General features: G+C 65.5%; 23 protein-coding genes. 19 read left to right on the forward strand and 4 right to left on the reverse strand.

Annotated features, from left to right (window positions below; translation table 11 throughout):
- The first annotated feature begins 69 nt into the window (after positions 1-69).
- From ACSION_RS10210 to ACSION_RS10245, 8 genes are all read left to right on the forward strand, one after another.
- Positions 70-375, forward strand: coding sequence for an integration host factor subunit beta (locus tag ACSION_RS10210; RefSeq protein ID WP_056878658.1), 306 nt, complete (start codon positions 70-72; stop codon positions 373-375).
- Positions 376-446: 71 nt separating this feature from the next.
- The gene (locus ACSION_RS10215; RefSeq protein ID WP_435305880.1) at positions 447-725 is read left to right on the forward strand and encodes a lipopolysaccharide assembly protein LapA domain-containing protein; all 279 of its coding nucleotides are present in this window, start codon (positions 447-449) and stop codon (positions 723-725) included.
- A gap of 3 nt (positions 726-728) precedes the next feature.
- Complete coding sequence (gene lapB / locus ACSION_RS10220) at positions 729-1,907, forward strand: lipopolysaccharide assembly protein LapB (protein WP_093485852.1); 1,179 nt, start codon at positions 729-731, stop codon at positions 1,905-1,907.
- Positions 1,907-2,884, forward strand: a complete 978-nt coding sequence (locus ACSION_RS10225; RefSeq protein ID WP_435305881.1) for an MraY family glycosyltransferase — start codon at positions 1,907-1,909, stop codon at positions 2,882-2,884. Before lapB ends, ACSION_RS10225 begins: the two co-directional genes overlap by 1 nt.
- An 18-nt stretch (positions 2,885-2,902) precedes the next feature.
- Positions 2,903-4,816, forward strand: coding sequence for a polysaccharide biosynthesis protein (locus tag ACSION_RS10230; protein ID WP_435305882.1), 1,914 nt, complete (start codon positions 2,903-2,905; stop codon positions 4,814-4,816).
- The gene (gene galU / locus ACSION_RS10235) at positions 4,813-5,715 is read left to right on the forward strand and encodes a UTP--glucose-1-phosphate uridylyltransferase GalU (RefSeq protein ID WP_093485858.1); all 903 of its coding nucleotides are present in this window, start codon (positions 4,813-4,815) and stop codon (positions 5,713-5,715) included. The genes ACSION_RS10230 and galU overlap by 4 nt, the downstream gene beginning before the upstream one ends.
- Before the next feature lie 54 nt (positions 5,716-5,769).
- On the forward strand, positions 5,770-7,068 hold the full coding sequence (locus tag ACSION_RS10240; RefSeq protein ID WP_435305883.1) for an NAD(P)/FAD-dependent oxidoreductase: 1,299 nt from the start codon (positions 5,770-5,772) through the stop codon (positions 7,066-7,068).
- Entirely contained in the window at positions 7,065-7,409 is a 345-nt protein-coding gene (locus ACSION_RS10245) for a tRNA-binding protein (protein WP_435305884.1), read from the forward strand. The genes ACSION_RS10240 and ACSION_RS10245 overlap by 4 nt, the downstream gene beginning before the upstream one ends.
- Positions 7,410-7,473: 64 nt before the next feature.
- On the opposite strand, the gene ACSION_RS10250 is transcribed toward ACSION_RS10245, so the two are convergent.
- Genes ACSION_RS10250 through ACSION_RS10260 form a run of 3 tightly spaced genes read right to left on the reverse strand, consistent with a single transcriptional unit; the run spans position 7,474 to position 11,730 of the window.
- Positions 7,474-8,679 carry an acetyl-CoA C-acyltransferase gene (locus ACSION_RS10250; RefSeq protein WP_435305885.1) on the reverse strand — a complete coding sequence of 402 codons (1,206 nt, stop codon included), beginning with the start codon at positions 8,677-8,679 and terminating at the stop codon, positions 7,474-7,476.
- A 23-nt stretch (positions 8,680-8,702) separates the two neighbouring features.
- The gene (locus ACSION_RS10255; RefSeq protein WP_435305886.1) at positions 8,703-11,075 is read right to left on the reverse strand and encodes a 3-hydroxyacyl-CoA dehydrogenase/enoyl-CoA hydratase family protein; all 2,373 of its coding nucleotides are present in this window, start codon (positions 11,073-11,075) and stop codon (positions 8,703-8,705) included.
- Positions 11,076-11,100: 25 nt separating this feature from the next.
- On the reverse strand, positions 11,101-11,730 hold the full coding sequence (locus ACSION_RS10260; protein WP_435305887.1) for a TetR/AcrR family transcriptional regulator: 630 nt from the start codon (positions 11,728-11,730) through the stop codon (positions 11,101-11,103).
- 220 nt (positions 11,731-11,950) lie between these two features.
- Between ACSION_RS10260 and ndk the strand changes: the two genes are divergently transcribed.
- From ndk to moeB, 9 genes are all read left to right on the forward strand, one after another.
- A complete protein-coding gene (gene ndk / locus ACSION_RS10265; protein WP_093485870.1) occupies positions 11,951-12,376 on the forward strand; it encodes a nucleoside-diphosphate kinase in 426 nt (141 codons plus the stop codon).
- Positions 12,377-12,386: 10 nt separating this feature from the next.
- A complete protein-coding gene (gene rlmN / locus ACSION_RS10270; protein ID WP_435305888.1) occupies positions 12,387-13,610 on the forward strand; it encodes a 23S rRNA (adenine(2503)-C(2))-methyltransferase RlmN in 1,224 nt (407 codons plus the stop codon).
- A complete protein-coding gene (gene pilW, locus ACSION_RS10275; RefSeq protein ID WP_435305889.1) occupies positions 13,600-14,415 on the forward strand; it encodes a type IV pilus biogenesis/stability protein PilW in 816 nt (271 codons plus the stop codon). Before rlmN ends, pilW begins: the two co-directional genes overlap by 11 nt.
- A complete protein-coding gene (locus tag ACSION_RS10280; protein ID WP_331174482.1) occupies positions 14,412-15,221 on the forward strand; it encodes a RodZ domain-containing protein in 810 nt (269 codons plus the stop codon). Before pilW ends, ACSION_RS10280 begins: the two co-directional genes overlap by 4 nt.
- Positions 15,222-15,281: 60 nt before the next feature.
- Positions 15,282-15,917, forward strand: a complete 636-nt coding sequence (locus ACSION_RS10285) for a YfgM family protein (protein WP_435305890.1) — start codon at positions 15,282-15,284, stop codon at positions 15,915-15,917.
- Between the two features lie 20 nt (positions 15,918-15,937).
- Positions 15,938-17,101: an outer membrane protein assembly factor BamB gene (gene bamB, locus ACSION_RS10290; protein ID WP_435306696.1), complete on the forward strand. Its 1,164-nt coding sequence runs from the start codon at positions 15,938-15,940 to the stop codon at positions 17,099-17,101.
- Between the two features lie 183 nt (positions 17,102-17,284).
- Positions 17,285-18,685, forward strand: coding sequence for a ribosome biogenesis GTPase Der (gene der / locus ACSION_RS10295; RefSeq protein ID WP_435305891.1), 1,401 nt, complete (start codon positions 17,285-17,287; stop codon positions 18,683-18,685).
- Positions 18,682-19,899 carry a molybdopterin molybdotransferase MoeA gene (locus tag ACSION_RS10300; RefSeq protein ID WP_435305892.1) on the forward strand — a complete coding sequence of 406 codons (1,218 nt, stop codon included), beginning with the start codon at positions 18,682-18,684 and terminating at the stop codon, positions 19,897-19,899. Before der ends, ACSION_RS10300 begins: the two co-directional genes overlap by 4 nt.
- A 44-nt stretch (positions 19,900-19,943) precedes the next feature.
- Positions 19,944-21,098 carry a molybdopterin-synthase adenylyltransferase MoeB gene (gene moeB / locus ACSION_RS10305; RefSeq protein ID WP_435305893.1) on the forward strand — a complete coding sequence of 385 codons (1,155 nt, stop codon included), beginning with the start codon at positions 19,944-19,946 and terminating at the stop codon, positions 21,096-21,098.
- Here the strand turns inward: moeB and ACSION_RS10310 are convergent, their stop codons facing one another.
- Positions 21,099-22,049, reverse strand: coding sequence for a helix-turn-helix transcriptional regulator (locus ACSION_RS10310; protein WP_435305894.1), 951 nt, complete (start codon positions 22,047-22,049; stop codon positions 21,099-21,101).
- Between the two features lie 117 nt (positions 22,050-22,166).
- Here ACSION_RS10310 and ACSION_RS10315 point away from each other — a divergent pair, with 117 nt between their 5' ends.
- Both ACSION_RS10315 and ACSION_RS10320 read left to right on the forward strand, forming a co-directional pair.
- On the forward strand, positions 22,167-22,940 hold the full coding sequence (locus ACSION_RS10315; protein WP_435305895.1) for an SDR family oxidoreductase: 774 nt from the start codon (positions 22,167-22,169) through the stop codon (positions 22,938-22,940).
- Between the two features lie 89 nt (positions 22,941-23,029).
- Positions 23,030-23,281, forward strand: a complete 252-nt coding sequence (locus tag ACSION_RS10320) for a hypothetical protein (protein WP_435305896.1) — start codon at positions 23,030-23,032, stop codon at positions 23,279-23,281.
- The last annotated feature ends 19 nt before the right edge of the window (positions 23,282-23,300 follow it).

The raw sequence follows: 23,300 nt of genomic DNA on the forward strand, positions 1-23,300 counted from the left end.
GCAGTACCGTCCCCACCGGCCCGGGTTCGCCCGGGCCGGTGCGGGTACATCCGCTCTGATCCCTAGCCGATGACCAAGTCCGAACTCATCGAAATCCTGAGCCGTCGCCAGCCCCACCTCAAGGCCGAGGACGTCGACCTTGCCGTGAAGTCCCTGCTGGAAATGATGGGCGGTGCCTTGTCCCAGGGCGACCGGATCGAGATCCGTGGTTTCGGCAGTTTTTCTCTGCACTATCGGCCGCCCCGCATGGGCCGCAATCCCAAGACCGGCGAATCCGTTGCGTTGCCGGCAAAACATGTTCCCCATTTCAAGCCCGGCAAGGAGCTGCGCGAGCGCGTCAGCGACGTCACGCCGATCGAGGAAGCCGGCGAGTAAGCCGCACTCGGGCGCGTGTCCTGCCGCGCCGTCTCCGTTAAGCTAGGCGCCGTCCTGTACGGAGTCGCCTGATGAATACCTTCCGCCTGGTCGTCGCGCTGTTGTTCCTGGCCTACGGACTCATCATCGGCGTACTCAATACGCAGCCGATCACGCTCAAGTTGGTTTTCAGCGAGTTCCAGACCTCATCGGGCGTCGGGATCATGCTGTCGCTCCTCCTCGGTGTCCTCATCGGCGGCCTGATCGTGGTCGCGACCGTGGTGTGGCCCCTTTACGCAAAGCTTCGCAAAGCGAACAGAGCGGCGGTTCCCAGCGTCGCGGTTCCGGCCTCTCCGGACGAGGGTGTTTGAACCATGGCCTTCCTGACCGAGTGGTTCTGGTTCTTCCTGTTCCTGCCACTGGCGGCGCTGAGCGGCTGGATCATCGGCCGGCGTGGCGGACAGCGGCATGGCGACACCCAGGTAAGCCGGCTCTCGAGTACCTACTTCCGGGGCTTGAACTATCTGCTGAACGAGCAGCCGGACAAGGCGATCGAGCTGTTCCTGCATATCGCGGAGCTGGACAAGGAAACGTTCGAGACCCAGGTCGCGCTTGGTCACCTGTTCCGCCGTCGTGGCGAGGTGGACCGTGCGATCCGCCTGCATCAGGGACTGGTGCAGCGCCCGGATCTCAATGACCAGCAGAAGGTCCAAGCACTGCTTGCTTTGGGCGAGGACTACATGCGGTCCGGCCTGCTCGACCGGGCCGAGACGGTCTTCAGCGACTTGGCTCGTATCGACCAGCGTGCACCGCAAGCGCTCAAGCATCTGATAGGCATCTACCAGGCCGAGCGCGATTGGGAAAAAGCCATCGACAACGCCCGGCGCTACGAAGAGGTCACCGGTGAGCCGATGGGAAAGCTGGTCGCTCAGTTCGAATGCGAACTCGCCGAAAGGCAGCGCACTGCGAACAGCGTCGACGCCGCGCGTACCGCGGTCGCGCGCGCCTACGAGGCCGACGCCGGCAGCGTGCGTGCCGGCATCATCGAAGGGCGGATCGAGTCCGATGCGGGCAATGCCGAAGCGGCGATCCGCGCCTTCGAGCGGGCCGCCCGGCATGATCCAGACTACCTGCCTGAGGTGCTGCCCAGCCTCTTGGCGAGCTACGACCAGGTGGGCGACCTCTCAGGCGCTCGCGCGTTCCTCTCCGAGATGTGCGAGCACTACCGCGGGATAGCGCCGGTGCTCGCGTTGACGAAATTGGTCGAGCGCCAGGACGGTGTGGCGGCGGCGCGCGCGTATCTCGCGCGCCAGCTCAAGGATCGTCCCTCCGTGCGCGGCGAAGCCGCGCTCATCGACCTGACCCTGGCCGAGGGTGCCGACCCCACGGCGACGCTCAACGACCTCAAGCACATCACCGACCAGTTGCTGGTACGCAACCCCAGCTACCGCTGCACGCGCTGTGGCTTCGGCGCGCGTACGCATCACTGGCAATGCCCCAGTTGCAAGGAGTGGGGCACGATCAAGCCGCTGCTCAACTACGCGGTGGTCTGATGCCGGCATTGCCTGTCTGGCTGCTGCTGCACTTCCTAGGTGCGGCGATCGGAACCTGGTGGGCACGTCGCTATGCCTTGAAGGGCAACCTGATGGATCACCCCGGCGAACGGCGAAGTCATGCCGTCCCGACGCCGAGGGGAGGAGGCATCGCGATCGTCGCCATGGTCCTGCTGGCTGGCGCGTCGGTCGGCGTGCTTGGCGCCGAGGACCGCTGGCTGCTATGGAGCTTTGCTCCCGGTCTGATGATCGTAGCCGGAATCGGCTGGTGGGATGACCACAGACCGCTCTCGCCTTGGCTACGTTTGGGTGTGCAGGCGATCGCCGCAACACTGTTGGCATTCGGGGTCTGGTCGGCTACTGACACCCTGGGTTACGCCATCTTTGCCTTCATGGCTGCCATGGTGTTGGTCAACGTCTGGAACTTCATGGATGGCATCAATGGCCTGGCCGCCAGCCAGGCAGCGTTGGCAGCGCTGGCATACGCAGCGTTGATGCCCGCCAGCGGGACCGTGACTTGGGTGGCTTGGGCGTTGTTCGCTGCTTGTGCGGGATTCCTGCCCTTCAACTTTCCGCGCGCACGCATCTTCATGGGGGACGTGGGCAGTGGCGCGCTGGGTTACGCCCTCGCGATGCTGGTAACGATGTCGGTCGTCGCTGCGCCCCTGGAATCTGCGCCATTAACCTTCCTGCCGCTCTGTGCGTTCCTTGTCGACGCCGGCTTCACGTTGGCGTGGCGCATGCTGCGCGGCGAACGTTGGTGGACCCCTCACGTGAGCCATCTGTATCAATGGGCCGCACGCCGATGGGGGCACAGTTGCGTAACCGTGATTTATTTGGTGTTCGGTAGCGTTACTTTATTGTTAAGCTTCACATTGCCGAATACGACTCATGGAACACATGCGGCGGTCGTGGCGGGCACCTACGCGGCCGGAGGGGCGCTGTGGGTCTTATTGCGCAGGGGATGGCGCGACTAGTATCTGGAGAAGGATCTGATGGAATCCTGGCGGGACCGAGTAAGCAGTTGGATACCCCGCGCCTTGGTGGCAGCCCATGATCTTGCGATGGTCTGGGTCTGCTGGCAGGTCCTTCACCGATTGCGCTACGCGATGCTAGCCCATGGGCCCGAGTTCCCCCTGTGGTCCAACGAGATCGCCATCGTGCTGGTCGCGCAGGGCGTTGTGTTCTGGTGGATGGGCCTCTACCGCGGCCTTTGGCGATTTGCCAGTCTGCCCGACCTCTGGAACATCGTTAAGGCGTGCGCGCTTGGTTTTCTGGGCGTCGTGCTGGGCCTGTTCTTCTACAACCGGTTCGGGTCCACGCCGCGTGCCGTACTCGGTTTTTATCCGTTCGCGCTCGTAGGATTCCTCGGCTTTCCCAGGCTGGCGTACCGCGCCTGGAAGGACAGCCAGGTTCAGCGCACCCACGAGAGTGCCTCGCGCGTGCTCATCATGGGTGCCGGGCGAGCCGGCGAGGCCTTGGTCCGCGAACTTCGCCGGACCGGCGTCTATCAGCCTGTTGCGTTCCTCGACGATGCCGGGCGCCTGCATGGCTCCAAACTCCAGGGCGTTCCTGTCCTTGGTGGATTGGAAGACGCGGCAGCGGTCGCGCGAGAAACCGCCGCCCGCATGCTGGTGATCGCGATGCCCTCGCTGGACGCCCCTGCGATGCAGCGTGTGGTCGCGATCTGCGAAAGCACGGGGCTGCCGTTCCGCATGGTGCCGCGCCTGGTGAACGTGCTCGAAGGCCAGTCGATGCCGGGCGACCTCAAGGAGGTCGCGATCGAGGATCTACTGGGCCGCAAGTCCGTGACCCCGGACTGGAAGCTCATCCGTGGCTGGTTGGGGGGGCGGACGGTCATGGTCACCGGCGCCGGCGGCTCGATCGGCTCGGAACTGTGCCGGCAATGCGCGCGCCATGGCGCGCAGCGCATCGCCCTGGTCGAGATCGACGAACTCGCCCTGATCACGATCCAGGGTGACCTGCGTCGAGCCTTTCCGGATCTTGAGGTGCTGCCGGTCCTGGGCAACTGCGGCGACCCCGCGGTGATCGCGCACGCATTGCGTATTGCCGAACCCGATGCGGTCTTCCACGCCGCGGCATACAAGCAGGTGCCCCTGTTGGAAGGACACCTGAGAGAGGCGGTCGGAAACAATGTACTGACCACCGAGACGGTGGCGCGCGCCTGTCGTGAAGCGGGCGTGGCAACGTTCGTGCTGATTTCGACGGACAAGGCGGTGGATCCGGTCAACGTGCTGGGGGCTACCAAGCGTCTGGCTGAAATGGCCTGCCAGGCCCTGGATGATGCGCGGTCGAGCACCCGTTACGTGACCGTCCGGTTCGGCAACGTACTGGATTCGGCGGGCAGCGTTGTGCCGCTTTTCCGCGACCAGATTCGCAAGGGTGGGCCGGTCACCGTGACCGACCCGGAAGTGACCCGTTACTTCATGACCATCCCCGAGGCCTGCCAGCTGATCCTGCAGGCGGCATCGGGCGCGGCCCACGCCTCGATCTACACGCTCGACATGGGCGACCCGGTGCCGATCCGCCTGCTGGCCGAGCAGATGATCCGTCTTGCCGGCAAGCAGCCCGGACGCGACATCGCCATCGTCTACACGGGCCTGCGTCCGGGCGAGAAGTTGCACGAGACGCTCTTCCATGCCGACGAGCGCTACCAGCCGACCTCGCACTCCAAGATCATGAAGGCCTTTGCGCGCGACGTTTCGCCGGAGTTCATCGAACTGGCGCTTCAGCGCCTCCGTGCCGCCCACGCGCGCTACGACACCACCGAGCTGGGGGAAGTGCTGCGCGTCGCCGTTCCCGAGTTCACGCCCTTGTCAAATGATCATGACGAGACTTCCGCTAACATCGTGGTCTTCCCAGGCCGTGATGCTCGCAGGACTCGATGACTTCCACCCGTATCCGCAAGGCCGTATTCCCCGTCGCGGGGCTTGGTACCCGTTTCCTACCCGCCACCAAGACCGTCCCCAAGGAAATGTTGCCGATCATCGATCGGCCGCTGATCCAGTACGCCGTCGATGAAGCGATCGAGGCCGGGTGCGACACGCTGATCTTTGTCACCAACCGCTACAAGCATGCCGTGGCCGATTATTTCGACAAGGCATACGAACTCGAGCAGAAGCTTGAGCGGGCAGGGAAGAGCGAGCAACTCGACCTGGTCCGCAACGTGCTGCCGTCGCATGTGCGTGCGGTGTTCGTGACACAGGCCGAGGCGCTCGGCTTGGGGCATGCGGTGCTGTGCGCCAAGCCCATCGTCGGGAACGAACCTTTTGCGGTCCTGCTCCCCGACGATCTGATATGGAACCGGGGACCCGGTGCATTGAAGCAGATGGCGGATGCCGCTGAACGGTCAGGCGCCAGCGTCATCGCGGTGCAGGACGTCGCTCCGGAACAGACGGGCAGCTACGGCATCGTCGCCACCGAATCCTTCAACGGACGCGAGGGCCGGATCGGTGCGATCGTCGAGAAGCCGAAGCCGGAAGACGCTCCGAGTACGCTCGCAGTGGTCGGTCGTTACGTGCTGGATGGCCGCATCTTCGAATTGCTGGAGAACACGACTCCGGGTGCGGGCGGCGAGATCCAGCTGACCGATGGCATCGCGCAGCTGCTGCAGGAAAAGCCTGTGCATGCCTACCGTTTCCAGGGCACGCGCTTCGACTGCGGAACGCATATCGGGTTGATCGAAGCGACGATCCGTTATGCGCTTGACCACGAGAAGCTCAGCGACGCAGCGCGCGACACCATGCAGAACGCGTTGAGCGAACTCGGCGTACGGGACCTGCAGTAAACCTTGGGCGGGATACCCTCGCGGGCCAGGCGGCTGGCTGCATAATCGCTCGCGATGTCAGAACCTGCCTCCAGCTACTACCTGGCGACGGCCGCGCCGTCCGTCCCGCACGCGACCCTCCAAGGGCGTCGCGAGGCTTCTGTATGCGTCATCGGCGGCGGTTTTGCCGGTTTGAACACAGCGCTTGGACTTGCAGAACGCGGGGCACGTGATGTCGTCGTCCTCGAAGCCCGGACGCCCGGTTTCGGCGCTTCCGGGCGCAACGGGGGGTTTGTTTTCGGCGGCTTTTCCCGCGGCGAGGATGCGTTGCTGCGCGAGCTCGGGCCGGCCCGCGCCAAGGCACTCTATGGCGGCACGATCCAGGCGGTCGAGCTGATCCGGGAACGGATCGCGCGATACGCGATCGATTGCGAGCATACCGAGCAGGGCGTGATCTGGGCGAACTGGTTCAAGGATGACGCGGTGCTGCGTAACCGCCAGGCGCTGCTTGCCGAGCATTACGACACCCATTGGGCCTGGTGGTCGCGCGATCGGCTGCGCTCGCAGGTCGACTCCCGTCGCTACCACGACGGACTGTTCGAGCCTCAGGGCTTCCACTTCCACCCGTTGAACTACGCGCGGGGCCTTGTGCGCGCGGCGACGGCCGCAGGCGTGGCCGTGCACGCCGGGTCGCCGGCCCTCTCGATCGAGCGCGCTGGTGGTGCATGGCGTGTCCGCACGCCGGAAGGCGAAGTCGAGGCAGTGCATGTTGTCCTGGCTTGCGGTGGGTATCTCGCCGGCCTTCGCGCGCGCGTGGATGCGGCGGTGTTGCCGATCGCCACGTATGTGATGGTGACCGCGCCGCTGGGCGGTCGATTGCAGGAGGTCTTGCGGACCGGCGCCGCCGTTTACGACACGCGTTTCGCCTTCGACTACTACCGGCCCCTACCGGACACCCGCATCCTGTGGGGTGGGCGGATTTCCGTGCTCGATCGCTCGCCGGTCGAGGTGCGGCGCCTGCTTTACCGCGACATGCTCAAGGTGTTTCCGCAACTGGACGGGATCGGCATCGACTACGCGTGGTCGGGGTTGATGAGCTATGCACGTCACCAGATGCCGCAGATCGGCCAGATCGAACCCGGGTTATGGCTGGCGCAGGCGTTCGGCGGACATGGCGTGGCGCCCACCACGTTTGCGGGCGAGGTTCTGGCGGCCGCCATTGCACACGATGATCCGCGGTGGCGTGAGTTCAACGACTACGGATTGGTCTCGGCGTTGAAGCCGGCGGGATTGCTGGGCGCGCAGTTGAGCTATTGGTGGGCCGGATCGAAAGACGCTTGGAAAGACTGGCGTGAACGGGTGGGGGGCGTATGAGCGTGCAGGACGAATCGATCAACTGGGCGGATTTCGAGAAAGTGCATCTTTGCGCTGGCACTGTTGTGCGAGTGGAGCCCTTTCCCGAGGCGCGCAAGCCAGCATGGAAGGTCTGGGTGGACTTCGGGCCGCATGGCGTCAAGAAGACCAGCGCGCAGATCCATGCGCTCTACGGCGTGGATGATCTCGTGGGCAGGCAGATCGTGGGCGTCATCAACTTCCCGCCCAAGCAGGTAGGGCCGTTCCTGTCCGAGTTCCTGCTCACCGGTTTCCACACCGATGCGGGCGTCGTCGTGACGGCGATCGAGCGGCCCGTCCCCGACGGCGCACGCCTGGCCTGAGTTCCGGTGCCCGAAAACGAACATGGCGCCTCGCGGCGCCATGTCGTTTGCAGCACTGCGCGTGTCAGAGCGATTCGAAGATGCCCGCCGCACCCATGCCGGTGCCGATGCACATGGTCACCATGCCGTACTTCTTCTGGTGGCGACGCATGCCGTGCACGATGGTGGCGGTGCGGATGGCGCCGGTCGCACCCAGCGGGTGGCCCAGTGCGATGGCGCCGCCCAGCGGGTTGATCTTCGACGCGTCCAGTTCGCTGTCGCGGATCACGGCCAGCGCCTGCGCGGCAAAGGCTTCGTTGAGCTCGATCCAGTCCAACTGGTCCTTGGTCAGGCCGGCCTGCTTCAGGGCTTTCGGAATCGCCGCGATCGGGCCGATGCCCATCACTTCCGGGCGCACGCCAGCCACCGAGAAACTGACGAAGCGTGCCAGCGGGGTCAGGCCGTAATCCTTGATCGCCTGCTCCGAGGCCAGCAGCACGCCGGCCGCACCGTCGCTCATCTGCGACGAGGTGCCCGCAGTCACCGTGCCGCCGAACTGCGGATTGCGGAATACGGTACGCAGCTTGGCCAGGCCCTCCAGCGACGTATCGGCGCGCGGGCCTTCGTCGTGTTCGACCAGCAACTTCTTCAGGCGCACCGTGTTGCCGGCAAGGTCGGGCTGGCGCGAGATCACTTCATAGGCGCTGATCTCGTCCCGGAACTCGCCCGCTGCCTGCGCCGCCAGGGCCTTCTGATGCGAAGCCACGGCGAACGCGTCCTGGTCTTCGCGCGAGATCTTCCATTCTTCGGCGACTTTCTCGGCGGTAATGCCCATGCCGTAGGCGATGGCGACATGGTCGTTGTCGAACACGCTGGGGGCCATGGCGATCTTGTTGCCCATCATCGGCACCATGCTCATGCTCTCGGTACCACCGGCGAGCATCAGGTCGGCATTGCCGAGCCGGATCTGGTCCGCCGCCATCGCCACGGCCTGCAAGCCGGACGAACAGAAGCGGTTGATGGTCTGCGCGGCGATCGTGTTCGGCAGGCCGGCCAACAGCAGGCCGATGCGCGCCACGTTCATGCCTTGCTCGGCTTCCGGCATCGCGCAGCCGATGATGGCGTCGTCGATGCGATTGACGTCGATGCCGGGGGCCTGTGCCACGACCGACTTCAACACGTGCGCCAGCATGTCGTCCGGACGGGTGTTGCGGAACACGCCCTTGGGCGCCTTGCCGACCGGCGTGCGGGTGGCGGCGACGATATAGGCTTCTTGTACTTGCTTGCTCATGTCTCGATGTCCTGTGTCGTCGGTCAGTTACGGAGCGGCTTGCCGGTCTTCAGCATGTGCGCGATCCGGGCCTGGGTCTTTTCCTGCTGGGCCAGTTCGACGAAGTGCTTGCGTTCCAGCTTGAGTAGCCACTCCTCGTCGACCACCGAGCCGCGGTCCACTTCGCCGCCGCACAGCACGGTGGCGATGCGCACCGCGATTTCGTAGTCGTACGGGCTGATGAAGCGGCCTTCCAGCATGTTCACCAGCATCATCTTGAAGGTGGCGATGCCGACGTCGCCGGCGACCTGGATGCGGCGGGCGGGCAGGGGCGGGCGGTAGCCCGTCTCGGCCAGCGCCAGCGCTTCCTGCTTGGCGATGTGGAGCAGCTCGTAGGCGTTGAAGGCGACCTTGTCGCCCGCGCGCATCAGGCCCAGTTCCTTCGCCTCGACAGCGGAAGCGGAGACCTTGGCCATCGCGATCGTCTCAAAGGTCTTCTTGAGCTCAGCGAATACGTCGCCGCCCGGGCCCGCGGCTTGCGACGCGCGCACGGCGAGTTCCTTCAAGCCACCACCGGCGGGCAGCAGGCCGACGCCCGCTTCGACCAAGCCGATGTAGCTTTCGAGGTGCGCCACGGTGCGCGCACTGTGCATCTGGAACTCGCAGCCACCGCCCAAGGCGAGACCGCGCACAGCGGCCACGACCGGTACCAGCGAGTACTTGATGGCCTGGCTGGTGGCCTGGAAGTTGGCGACCATGGCTTCGAACTCGGCGATCTTGCCGGCCTGCAGCGCGCCCAACGCACCGGCCAGGTCGGCACCGGCGGAGAACGGCTCCTTCGGCTGCCAGATCACGAGCCCCTTGAAGCGCTGCTCGGCGATCGCGACCGATTCCTGCACGCCGGCCAGCACCGCGTCAGAGACGGTGTGCATCTTGGTCTTGAAGCTGATCACGCCGATGCCGTCGCCGTCGGTCCACAGGCGGACGCCGTCGTTCTCGAACACGGTTTCGCCCGGCGCGAACGCTTCACCCAGCAGCGGGTCCGGGAAGCGCTGGCGCGCGTACACGTCCAGCGAGGAGCGCGGCAGCAGGGCGTTGCGGGCCGGGCTGTAGCTGCCCTCCGCTCCGTGTACGCCATTGCGGCCGTCGAACACCCAGTTCGGCAGCGGGGCGCTGCTCATGGTCTTGCCGGCCACGATGTCGTCTGCGATCCACTGGGCCACCTGCTTCCAGCCGGCGGCCTGCCAGGTTTCGAAGGGTCCCAGCGACCAGCCGTAGCCCCAGCGGATCGCCAGGTCGACGTCGCGCGCGGTTTCAGCGATGTCGGCCAAGTGATACGCGCTGTAGTGGAACAGGTCGCGGAACACCGCCCACAGGAACTGCGCCTGCGGGTGCTGGCTCTCGCGCAGCTTGGCGAACTTCTCGGCCGGGTTCTTGATCTTCAGGATCTCGACCACCTCGGGCGCCGCGGTGCGGTCGGCGGCGCGGTAGTCCTGCTTCTCCAGGTCGAGGACGACGATGTCCTTGCCGGCCTTGCGGAAGATGCCGGCACCGGTCTTCTGGCCCAGCGCGCCCTTGGCGATCAGGGCCTCCAGCCACTTCGGGGACTTGAAGTAGGCATGCCACGGATCGTCCGGCAGCGTGTCGGCCATCGTCTTGATGACATGGGCCATGGTGTCCAGGCCCACGACATCCGAAGTGCGGTAGGTCGCGGACTTCGGGCGGCCGATCAGCGGGCCGGTGACTGCGTCCACCTCGTCGAAGCCAAGCTTGAACTCACCGGTGTGGTGGGCCGTGGCCAGGATCGAAAACACGCCGATGCGGTTGCCGATGAAGTTGGGCGTGTCCTTCGCGTATACCACGCCCTTGCCGAGGGTCGTGGTCAGGAATGTCTCCAGCCCCTCGAGTACGGCCTTGTCCGTGGACTTGGCCGGAATGAGCTCGGCCAGGTGCATGTAGCGGGGCGGGTTGAAGAAATGCACGCCCGAGAAACGATGGCGAAGTTCTTCGGGAAGAACCTCCGCCAACTTGTTGATTCCCAAGCCGGATGTATTGCTCGCGAGCACCGCATGCGGCGCCACGAACGGCGCGATCTTCTTGTACAGGTCCTGCTTCCAATCCATCCGTTCGGCGATGGCCTCGATGATCAGGTCGCAGCCTTTCAGGTGCTCCAACCCGGTCTCGTAGTTGGCCGGCGTGATGGCCTCGGCCAGCGATTTGCTCGCCAGCGGGGCGGGGCTGAGCTTGGCCAGGTTGGCGATGGCCTTGTGCACGATGCCGTCCGGGTGGCCCTCCTTGGCGGGCAGGTCGAACAGCACGGTGTCGACGCCGGCGTTGGTCAGGTGCGCGGCGATCTGCGCGCCCATCACACCGGCGCCCAGCACGGCCGCCTTGCGTACAAGCAATGGATTGGACATGGAATTTCCTTGGATTGCAGGGGTTTCAGACATGGTCGGCGCGCAGGCCGGCCTCGGCGAAGCGGATGAGTTCGCGGGCGGCGCGTTCACGATGCGCCGCTTCCGTGACGCCCGGAGGGCGCTTGATCAGGCCGAAATCTGCCATGGCGTAGGTCAGGGCACCGGAGAAGAAGTCCAGCCGCCAGTACAGCTCTTCCTTGCTCAGGCCCGGCACGCAGGCGGCGATCGCCTTTCCGAATTCGCGCAGGACGTGGCCATAGTGGTCCGAGAGGAACTGGCGCAAGCCATCGTTCTTTTCGGCGTAGGCCCGGGCGATCACGCGGACGAAGGCGCCTCCGCCGTGGCGGTCCTGGGCAAGGGCCAGCGCCGGCTCGACGAAGGCGGCGAGGATGGGGGCCAGCTGGGCGGGATGCTCCGCCAGGGCCTTTTCCAACTGGGAGAGGCGGGCGGCGGTCATGTCGTCCATCCGGCGGCGGAAGACTTCGTTGACGAGGTTTTCCTTGCTGCCGAAGTGGTAATTGACCGCAGCGATGTTGACGTCGGCCCGGCTGGTGACCTGACGCAGGGACGTGCCGGCGAAGCCGTGCTGGGCGAACAGCTCTTCGGCCGCTCCCAGGATCCGTTCCTTGGTCGAAAAATGCGTGGTGTTGCCCATGGCCCCTCCGGGACTGAATCAAACGCTTGTTTGACTCATTGTCAGGGGTGGTCCCAGGCAAGTCATGCTGCTTTGCACAATCGCGGCGTGCGAGGGCTGCAAACCGGCACGCGGTACGTTAGAATCTCGCTACGCTTTCTAGTCTAAGCCCGCGTTTCGACGCGGGTTTTTCATGTTAACCTTGGGCCGTAACGTGGCCCGCCCAACGGAGATAATCCCCATGGCGCTGGAGCGCACCCTGTCGATCGTCAAGCCCGATGCCGTCGCCAAGAACGTCATCGGCGAAATCTATGCCCGTTTCGAAAAGAACGGTCTGAAGATCGTTGCCGCGAAGATGAAGCATCTGTCGCGTCGTGAAGCGGAAGGCTTCTACGCCGTGCACCGCGAGCGTCCGTTCTTCAATGCGCTGGTCGAGTTCATGATCTCCGGCCCGGTCGCCATCCAGGTGCTGGAAGGCGAGAACGCCGTGCTGAAGCATCGCGACATCCTCGGCGCGACCAATCCGAAGGACGCTGCGCCGGGCACGATCCGCGCCGACTTCGCCGATTCGATCGACGCCAATGCCGCGCACGGTTCGGACTCGGTCGAGAACGCCAACATCGAGATCGCGTACTTTTTCGCCGCCACCGAAGTGTTTTCGCGCTGAGCGACATGCGATGAGCAGCCACGAACTGCCGCCGATCGAGTTGAAACTGGCCACGGACGCACCGTCCGTGGCTATCGGCGTGCCCGTGTCTGCGAAACAGAACCTGATGGACCTTGACCGCGAAGGGCTGGAACAGTTCTTCGTCGGCAAGCTCGGCGAGCAGAAGTTCCGTGCGCACCAGGTGATGAAGTGGATCCACCATCGCTACGTCACCGACTTCGATCAGATGACCGATCTCGGCAAGAACCTGCGCGCGAAGCTGCAGGAACATGCCGAGGTCGTCGTACCGCAGGTGGTGTTCGACAAGCCATCGTCGGACGGCACCCACAAGTGGCTGCTGGGCATGGGCGTGGACGGCAAGAACGCCGTCGAAACCGTCTATATCCCCGACAAGAACCGCGGCACGCTGTGCGTGTCGTCGCAGGTGGGCTGTGGGTTGAACTGCACCTTCTGCTCGACGGCCACGCAGGGCTTCAACCGTAACCTGACCACCGCCGAGATCATCGGCCAGGTATGGGTGACCGCGCGCCATTTGGGCAACGTGCCCGCGCAGAACCGTCGCCTCACCAACGTGGTGATGATGGGCATGGGCGAGCCACTGCTGAATTTCGAGAACGTCGTGCGGGCGATGAACATCATGCGCGACGACTTGGGTTACGGCTTGGCCAGTAAGCGCGTCACGCTGTCGACATCCGGGCTGGTGCCGATGATCGACCGTCTGTCTACCGAAACCGACGTGTCGCTGGCCGTCTCGCTGCATGCGCCCAACGACGCGCTGCGCGAGCAGTTGGTGCCGCTCAACAAGAAGTACCCGATCGCCGAGCTGATGGCGTCCTGTGTGCGCTACCTGCGTGCGAACAAGAAGCGCGACTCGGTGACATTCGAATACACGCTGATGAGGGGTGTGAACGACCAGCCCGAACATGCACGCCAGCTCGCGCAGCTGATGCGCAAGTTCAGTAACGCCGCGCAACTGAAGGATGCGGGCAAGGTCAATCTCATTCCGTTCAATCCATTCCCCGGCACGCGTTACGAGCGTGCGCCGGAAGAAGACATCCGTGCGTTCCAGAAGCTGCTGCTTGATGCGCAGGTGCTGACGATGGTGCGCCGGACGCGCGGTGACGACATCGACGCCGCCTGTGGTCAGCTCAAGGGGCAGGTCATGGATCGCACGCGCCGGCAGGCGGAGTTCCGCCGCCAACTGCAGGAACAGGGCATCGACGATGCGGCATAAGGCGATCTGCCTGCTGCTGATCCCCCTCCTGCTGGCCACCGCCTGCAGCCGATTCACCTTCGTCCGCTCCAAGATGGAGCGCAAGGACGGCGAACAGCGGTCCCAGGACTATTCCGTCAAGGACAGTCCCGAGGTGAAACGCCGCCAATCGGTGCAGATGATGCTGGCACGCTCGGTGCAGCGTCTGCAGGCCGGCGACCTGGAGACGGCCGAAAAGGAAGCCCACGCCGCCCTGAAGCTGGCACCGGACTCTGCCGATGCCGTGACGATGCTGGCCGTGGTCGCGGATCGCCGCGGCCAGGCCGAAGTGGCCGGTCAGCATTACCGCCGGGCCGCCGAACTCTCGCCCCGGCAGGGTTCGGCTCAGAACAACTACGGTACTTGGCTCTGCGCGAACGGCTTCGCGGCCGAATCGCTCGTTTGGTTCGACAGGGCGATACAAGCGCCTGGCTACGGCACGCCCGAGGTCGCCCAGGCGAACGCCGGCAATTGCGCGCTGGCGGTCGGCCAGCTCGAGCGTGCCGAGGGAGACCTGCGGAAGGCGCTGTCGCGCGATCCGGCCAACACCACCGCACTTGGGGCGATGGCCGAACTTGAGTTCCGTCGCCAGCAGTACCTGGCGGCGCGGGCCTTCGTTGAGCGGAGGCTGGCTGCGGGGCCCGCTTCCGTGGCGGTGTTGAAACTCGCATCACAGATCGAGGAAAGACTCGGCGACAAGGCCGCTGCCAGTCGATATGTTCAGCGCATTCGGGCGGAGTTCCCCGACGCGCGGGACGTCACAACCGGGGGAAATGCAGGGCCATGATGGATACGGTAAGTGGGGGCATGCCGCAGGGGTGCGGCGATGCACTGCGGTCGGCGCGCGAGCAGGCCGGCCTGTCGATACAGGATGTCAGCCAACGGCTGAAGATGCCGGTCAAGGTCGTCCAGGCCCTGGAAGCAGGGCAGTGGGACCAGTCCGGTGGTGCCGTGTTCGTTCGCGGCCAGCTGCGCAGCTACGGACGCCTGCTGAAGGTGGACGTGGAGCCATTCCTGCATCAGGCGGAAACGGCGGTGACGCCGCCGGCTGAACTGGTCAGTCATGGCCATACGCCGCCCCTGCAATACTTCTTCGAAAGCTTCAAGCGTAGGGCGATCTACCTGGTGCTGACGCTGGTGATCGTGACGCCGATCTGGATGGCGCTGCGGCCGGCCTCCAATCCAACGCCGGCTGCTGCAACGGCCTCGCTCGATGTCGTGCCGGAAGCCGCCGCGGACGCCCCGGGCGTAAGTGCGTCCGCCACGCCGCCGAGTCGCCCGCAGGCGACGCCCATCGTCGCGTCCATGACGCCGATGCCTCGCAGTGCGGCATGGCTGTCGCTGACGTTCAAGGGCGACAGCTGGGTCGAGATCACTGCCCCCGATGGCCGCAGGCTGGAGCAAGCGCTGGTACGTTCCGGCGAGGAACGTCGCTATGCGCAGGGCGAAGTCGGGCGTATCAAGTTGGGCGATGCCACGGCGGTCGAGGTTCAGCAAGCGGGGAGTACGGTGGATCTGACGCCGTTCCAACGAGCTAACGTCGCACGCTTTACGGTATCCTCTGAGGGTTCCCTAGCGCCGGTCGGTGACTGACCCGCGTACGGGTCTGTCCAACCTAGACCAAGACCCCGCTTAGACGGGGCAAGAGAGCGCATGGCGATTGATGATCTGCTCGACGAGCACGAACAAAGCGAACGCGTCCGCAGCTGGCTGAGGAGCAATGGCGTCGGCCTGCTGGGCGGCGTGGCCCTTGGCCTTGCGGTTATCTTCGGCTGGCAATGGTGGAAGAACGGCCAGCAGGGCAAGCAGGAACAGGCTTATCAGGATTACCAGGCGGCCGTGGAAGGGCTCGCCAAGGACGATCTGAAGCAGGCAAAGACCGCGGTCGATGCGTTGGCCAAGGAAGACGAGGTCTACGCGGATGTCGCCGGCCTGCAGTTGGCCAAGGCACAGGTCCAGGCGGGCGAGCGTGATGCCGCCATCGCCACACTGCGCGGCCTGACAGCCGATGCTTCGTTGCAGCCGCTGGTCAACCTGCGGCTGGCCCGACTGTTGATCGACAGCGGCAAGCATGACGAAGCCCTCAAGCTGCTGGACAAGGCCAGCGATGCTTCGAGCCTCGAAGTACGCGGTGACGCGCTGTTCGCGACCGGCAAGACCAAGGAAGCGCAAGACGCTTACTCGCGCGCCCTGACCACGCTGGACGTGGCTTCGCCGCAGCGTCGTATCATCGAACTGAAACTCGTGCACGCAGGCGGCACGCTGCCCAAGACTGGGGGTGCCGCGTGAGTCGCTCTTCCCGTAAGACCATGGTGAGCCGCGCGCTGGCCGCCACCGCACTGGTGCTGATCCTCGGCGGCTGCAGCACCATCAAGGGTTGGTTTGGCAGCAAGCAAGACGGAAAGCCCAGCGAGCCCGCGGAATTGGTCGACATCACGCCAAGCGTCGCGGTCTCCAAGCTGTGGAGCGCGAACGCCGGCAAGGGCGAGGAGCGCCTGGGCCTCCAGCAGACGCCGGCGATCGACGGTGGTCGCGTGTACACCGCGGCGGTGGAAGGGGGCGTGCGCGCCTTTGACCTGCAGACCGGCAAGCAAGTGTGGCAGTACAAGTCGGACCTCCGTCTTTCCGGTGGGCCTGGCGCAGGGCAGGGCTTGGTCGTGGTCGGTACATTGAATGGGCAGGTGATCGCCCTGGACGCCACCACCGGCGCCGAAAAGTGGCAGGTCAAGGTGCCCAACGAAGTCATTTCGGCGCCTGCGATCGCCCAGGGGCTCGTGTTCGTCCGTACCAACGATGGTCGCGTGTCGGCGCTCAGTGTCGAGACCGGTGAGCGTCGCTGGTTCTGGACCCATGAGCTGCCCAGTCTGACGGTGCGCGGCAATGCGCCCGTCGTGGCGGGGCCCGGCGTGCTTTTCGCAGGCAGCGACGACGGCACGCTAACGGCGCTTTCGGCGAATGACGGTCGTCCGCTGTGGACACAGACGGTCGGCACGCCAGAAGGTCGCAGCGAGTTGGAGCGCATGGCGGACGTCGACGGAGCGCCCGTGCTGGAAGGTACGACGGTGTTCGCGACCAGCTTCAAAAAGGAAACCGTCGCCATCGAAGGCCCCTCGGGCCGCCCGTTGTGGAAACGGGAGAACGGTGGCGTGGGTGGCCTGGCGGTAACGAGCAGTGCGGTACTGGTGTCCGACCCGTCGGGTACCGTCTGGGCGCTGGACAAGTACAGCGGCGGCTCCCTGTGGTCGAACGCGACCCTCGCGCGCCGCTCGCTGACCGCCCCGACGATCCACGGCGACTATGCGGTGGTCGGCGATTACGACGGTTATCTGCACTGGCTCAAGGCGGACAACGGCGAAGTCGCCGGACGGGCGCGGGCCAGCCGCAAGGCGATCCGTGGCAAGCCGGTTGTCGTCGACGGCATCCTGGTCGTCCAGGACGTTGAAGGCGGCCTCACGGCCTTCGGCTTCAAGTAAGGCGCCCGCCAAGGGCGCATTCAGCGCCCTGGCCAGACCGGAAAGGGCCGACTCGTCGGCCCTTTTTCGCGAGCGCGGCCCAATTCCGATACCATGGCGCGCCCTCGCCGCGCCGTTCCGCGTACCCCGGTGCCCCGCGGCCGCTCCCCACGGCCCCGCACTTCTCCATCTGGTTGCCTCTCCATGTTGCCCCTCGTAGCCCTGGTCGGTCGTCCCAACGTCGGCAAGTCCACCCTGTTCAACGCGCTGACGCGCAGTCGTGATGCGCTGGTGCACGATCAGCCTGGCGTGACCCGTGACCGCAACTACGGCGTCTGCCGCCTGGACGAGGATGCGCCGTTCCTGGTCGTGGACACGGGCGGTATCGCCGGCGAAGAGGAGGGTTTGGCTGGCGCAACGGCACGCCAGGCACGCGCGGCCGCAGAAGAGGCGGATCTCGTGCTGTTCATCGTCGACGGGCGCGAAGGTCCTTCCGCCTTGGACGACGAAATCCTGGCCTGGCTGCGCAAGACTGCGCGCCCGACCTTGCTGGTGATCAACAAGATCGACGGCATCAACGAATCCACGGCCTTGGCGGACTTCGCCCGTTACGGCTTTTCCGACGTCACGACCATCTCCGCCTCGCATCGTCAGGGCATCGACGACCTGCTGGAAGAGGTGCATCAGCGACTGCCGGAAGAGGGTGCGGCCGCCGAACTGGACAATGATCCGGACCGCATGCGCGTGGCCTTCGTCGGCCGGCCGAACGTGGGCAAGTCCACGCTGGTGAACCGCCTGCTTGGCGAAGAGCGCATGATCGCATCGGAGGTGCCGGGCACCACGCGCGATTCGATCGCCGTCGACATGGAGCGGGATGGCCGCCAGTACCGCCTGATCGACACCGCCGGCCTGCGCCGCAAGGGCAAGGTGGAGGAAGCGGTCGAGAAGTTCAGCGTGGTCAAGACGCTGCAGGCCATCGAGCAATGCCAGGTGGCCGTGCTGTTGTTGGATGCCACCGAAGGCGTCACCGACCAGGACGCCACCGTGCTGGGCGCAGTACTCGACGCTGGTCGCGCGCTCGTGGTGGCGATCAACAAGTGGGATGGCCTGACCGCCTACCAGCGCGAGCAGGCCGAAGCACTGCTGGCCCGCAAGCTCGGCTTCGTGGAGTGGGCGGAAGCCGTGCGCATTTCCGCACTGCATGGCTCCGGCCTGCGCGAATTGTTCAAGGCGATCCACCGCGCACACGCCTCGGCGACGAAGGAATTCGGCACCAGCGAGGTCAACAAGGCGCTGGAGATCGCGTACGAGACCAATCCGCCGCCGAGCATCCGCGGCCACGTCTCCAAGTTGCGGTACGTGCACCCCGGTGGCGCCAATCCGCCGACCTTCATCGTGCACGGCACGCGCCTGAAGGTGTTGCCGGAATCGTACAAGCGCTATCTGGAGAACTTCTTCCGCAAGCGCTTCAAGCTGGTTGGTACGCCGGTGCGCTTCATCTTCCGCGAAGGCGCCAATCCCTACGAGGGGAAGAAGAACGTGCTGACCGAGAAGCAGATCGCCAAGAAGCGTCGTCTGATCCGGCACGTCAAGCGCAGCAAGTGAGCGCGTATCCCTCCCGCATCGCCGTCGATGAAGCCATCGGGCTGATCCGGGAGACGGCGCACTCGCACCGCACCGAAACCGAGTCCCTGGCGTTCAACCGTGCCGGCGGCCGCGTGCTGGCCGATGCGGTCCGCGCACCGATCGACCTGCCGTCGTTCGACAACAGCCGGATGGACGGCGTCGCCTTCGCCCATGCGAGCCTTCGGAATGGCGGTCCAACCTGGCTGAGATTGGTCGGTGAGCAGTACGCAGGCGTCGCGCGCGAACTGCGCGTCGGCCCGGGCGAATGCGTCCGCATCACCACGGGTGCGCCATTGCCCGAGGGCACCGACACGGTCGCGATCCGGGAAAACGTCGTCGAGCGAGACGGCGGCATCGAGGTGACGGCTGGGCTGCTTGCGGGCGCAGACGTACGCCGCATCGGCGAGGATGTCCTGGCAGGCACCGAGGTGTTGCGCAGGGGCCAAGTGCTGACGCCCGCGCGGATCGGATTGGCGGCTGCGTTGGGCTTGGCATCGCTGACGGTGGCAAAACGGCCGACGGTGGCGGTCTTCACGACGGGCGACGAACTGGTGGAGCCCGGGATGCCGCTGCTGCCCGGACAGGTCTACAACAGCAACCGCGACCTGCTCATGGGGTTGTTGCGTGCCGAAGGCCTGGAGCCCACCGCGTGGCCCACGCTGCCCGACGATCCGGAACGCATGCAGGTCATGCTGGCCGACGCCGCGTCCGCGTTCGATGTCGTCATCACCAGCGGCGGCGTGTCGGCGGGGCAGAAGGATCATCTTCCCGGCCTGCTGGATTCCCACGGCCGCATCGTGTTCTGGAAGGTACGCATGAAGCCGGGCATGCCGGTGCTGTTCGGGCAATGGGATCGCGCGCTGTTCCTGTGCTTGCCGGGCAATCCGGTATCGACCCTCGCTACCTTCCTGACCCTGGGCCGGACCCTGCTGGACGGCCTGCAGGGTAGGGGCGATCCGCGCCCCGCATGGCAGGCACGCATGGGGGCCGCCTGGCGCAAGGAACATGCCCGGCTCGAATTCCTGCGGGGCCAGTTGGCGCCCGATGGCACGGGCGGCTTGCGGGTCGTGCCCAACGCCGCCGATGCCTCGCACCAGTTGCGTGCGGCGGCCGACAGCAACGCCCTGATCGTGTTGCCGGAAGGCCCGCGCGACTACGCTGAAGGCGACATCGTCGACGTGCTGCCCTACTGACGGCGACACCGCGTTCCACACGGAACACCGTCGGCACCCATCGGTTGCGTGATAATCGCCGCATGCCGATCCAGGAAATCACTCCCGCCGACGTCGCCCAATGGCTGGCCGACGGTGCCGTCTTCATCGACGTACGCGAAGAACACGAACGCGCGAGCGGACAAGCGGCCGGCGCGCATGGCATCGCCAAGGCGGACCTGCTGGCGTCTCCGTCGCTGCACGTGCCGCAAAGCGAGACCGCCGTGGTGCTGATCTGCCAGAAGGGCGGTCGCTCACTGGATGCAGCGCGGGCGCTCGAAGCGGCAGGCTACACGCGCCTGGCTTCTGTCACCGGCGGCACAGCGCGCTGGCAGGAGGAAGGGCGTCCACTGGTGCGGCCCGAACTGCCGGCCGATGCGATGGACTTCAACGAACGCTACTCGCGGCACCTGCTGTTGCCTGAAGTCGGCGTCGAAGGCCAGCGGCGGCTCGAACGCTCGCGCGTGCTGATGATCGGCGCCGGTGGGCTTGGTTCGCCGGCCGCGTTCTATCTGGCAGCGGCGGGCGTAGGCCACCTGCGGCTGGCGGACGACGACGTGGTGGATCGCAGCAACCTGCAGCGGCAGATCCTGCATACCGAGGCACGTATCGGCGAACCGAAGGTGGTTTCGGCGCAGGCGACGCTGGGCGCGCTCAACCCACGCACGCAGGTCGAGGCCGTGCAGGCGCGTGTGACCGCCGGGAACGTCGAACGCTTGCTCGAGGGCGTGGACGTGGTGCTGGACGGCGCAGACAACTTCCCCGTGCGCTATCTGCTCAACGATGCCTGCGTGAAGCTGGGGATCCCGCTGGTGTACGGCGCGGTGCAGCGATTCGAAGGGCAGGTGAGCGTGTTCGATGCAGGGCGCCATCGCGGCGCGCTCCCTTGTTATCGCTGCCTGTTCCCGGAGCCACCGCCGCCCGAGTTCGCGCCCAACTGCGCGGAGGCTGGCGTCCTTGGTGTGCTGCCCGGCGTCATCGGGTTGTTGCAGGCCACGGAGGTCGTGAAGCTCCTGCTCGGTATCGGCGATTCGTTGGCTGGGCGCCTGTTGCAGTTCGACGCGTTGTCGATGCGCTTCCGCGAGACACGCCTGCGCCATGACCCGGAGTGCCCGGTATGCGCGGCCGGCAAGGATTTCCCCGGCTATATCGACTACGCGGCCTTCTGTCGCGTCGGCTGATCAGTCCAGGGGGCGCATCCGCAGGCCGTCGCGGAACTGGCGCGGGGTGATGCCGGTGTCCCGCTTGAACGCGGCGCTGAGATGACTGTGGCTGGCGAAACCGCAGGCAAGGGCGATGTCGGTGATGTCGTCGTTGCGGTTGAGCAGATGCCAGCGCGCCCGGCGCAACCGTTGCGCCAGGATGTATTGCGCCGGCGTGGTGCCGAACGTGCGACGGAACGCGATCAGCAACTGGTGCACGCTCATGTTGACGAGCGCAGCAAGCTCAGCCAGCGCGATCCGCTGGCCCAGCGCGTTTTCGATGTAGTCGCTCAATTGTCGTGCGCTCTGGCCGGACAGCGAGATGGGCGCTGTCATCGGCACCGCAGGAAGCCGGTAGCCGTCGTAAAGGTGCTGGCGTAGCAGCAGTTGCAGGCGTTCGGCCATCATTGTCGACAGGTCGTCGTCCTGCTGGCTGAGGCGCCCCAGTCGCGCGACGCTGTAATGGAGGAATTCGTCGCGATGGCCGAGCCGGGGCATCAGCCCCTCGATGGGAGCGCGACGATCCATGCCCACGTCCACGTCCGCTGTCGGTGACACGCGCAGCTCGGCATAGGTGATGACCTGTCCAGAGGCCTGGCTGGCGTAGCGTTTTCCTGCAGGAACCAACCAGATGTCGCCGGGGGACGGCGGGGTGTGCGTGGCGCCGACGCCGTCGATCTCGGTGTCGAGTTCGCGCATCGTGCCACCGAGATGGACGATGACGGTGTGTCGCGGCTCATCGATGGCCCACAGCGTGTGCTGCCGGATGTCTTCCTTGCAGAGCAGCAACTCGACGCCGGACCAGTGCGCTTGGGCCAGTACCCGGTACTGCGGTGCTTGACCGAACTCCTCATCGCGGCCTATCGCGATGGCGTCCTGCGGCTCACTAATGTGAGTTGAGGCCGGAGAATTTGATAGCGGATGGGACATCGTGAAAGCCCGCCGTTGTGCTTCCGCCGCATCTTAGACGCGCCTCGCCGCATCTGCCCAGCGTTCCCTCGAAACAGGGCGTCGCAGCGAGTTCCGTCCCCTGCCAGGAGCATTCCCATGACCGATCATTCCATCCAGGGCAAAGTCGCCCTGATCGCCGGTGGCGCCAAGAACCTCGGCGGCCTGATCGCGCGCGATCTCGCGCAGCAAGGCGCTGCCGCCGTCGCCATCCACTACAACAGCGACGCGACTCATGCCGACGCGGAGAAGACCGTCGCCGCGATCCGCGACGCCGGCGCCCGTGCCGTCGCATTGCAGGGCGACCTGACCACGGCGGGCGGCGTCGAGCGCCTCTTTGCCGATACCGTCGCGATGGTCGGCCGGCCCGACATCGCCATCAATACGGTGGGCAAGGTCTTGAAGAAGCCGATCACCGATATCAGCGAAGCCGAGTACGACGAGATGACCGCGGTGAACGCCAAGGCCGCGTTCTTCTTCCTCAAGGAAGCCGGGCGGCACGTCAACGACAACGGCAAGGTCGTCACCCTGGTCACTTCGCTGCTGGGTGCGTTCACGCCGTTCTATGCGTCGTATGCGGGCACCAAGGCACCCGTGGAGCACTTCACGCGGGCAGCGGCGAAGGAGTTCGGCGCGCGCGGCATCTCGGTGACGGCGATCGGTCCGGGCCCGATGGATACGTCGTTCTTCTACCCGGCCGAAGGGCAGGACGCAGTGGCTTATCACAAGACCGCCGCGGCGTTGTCGCCCTTCAGCAAGACGGGGCTGACCGACATCCAGGATGTGGTGCCCTTCATCCGCCATCTGGTGAGCGATGGTTGGTGGATCACCGGGCAGACGATCCTCATCAACGGCGGTTACACCACCAAGTAAGGGCGGGGGAGGGGCCTGGTGCCCCTCCACACCCTGGCCACCTTTGCGCTACCGTGGGCTAACGTGCCCAACCCTTTGGAGCAACCACCATGCGGACCCTGATCTTCATTGTTGTCGGGCTGGTAGTCGTGGGGATCGCCATGTGGTCGGCGGGCGCTGCGAGGCGCCGCCTCGTGGCGGCGCTGTTTACCGTCGGATGGCTGGCCGCGGTGCTGTGGAACCTGCGCACCGGCATGTCCCATGGCTACTCGCTGCAGGAGGAGTTGCCGATCCAGCTTCTGATCTTCGCGATACCGGTGGCGGCCGGATGGTGGCTGGCGTACAAGGCCCGGGTGCGCTGACGCGCTGTTCGAACACGGA

It is taken from the genome of Pseudoxanthomonas sp. LjRoot125 (assembly GCF_964252705.1).
Lineage (GTDB): Bacteria > Pseudomonadota > Gammaproteobacteria > Xanthomonadales > Xanthomonadaceae > Pseudoxanthomonas_A.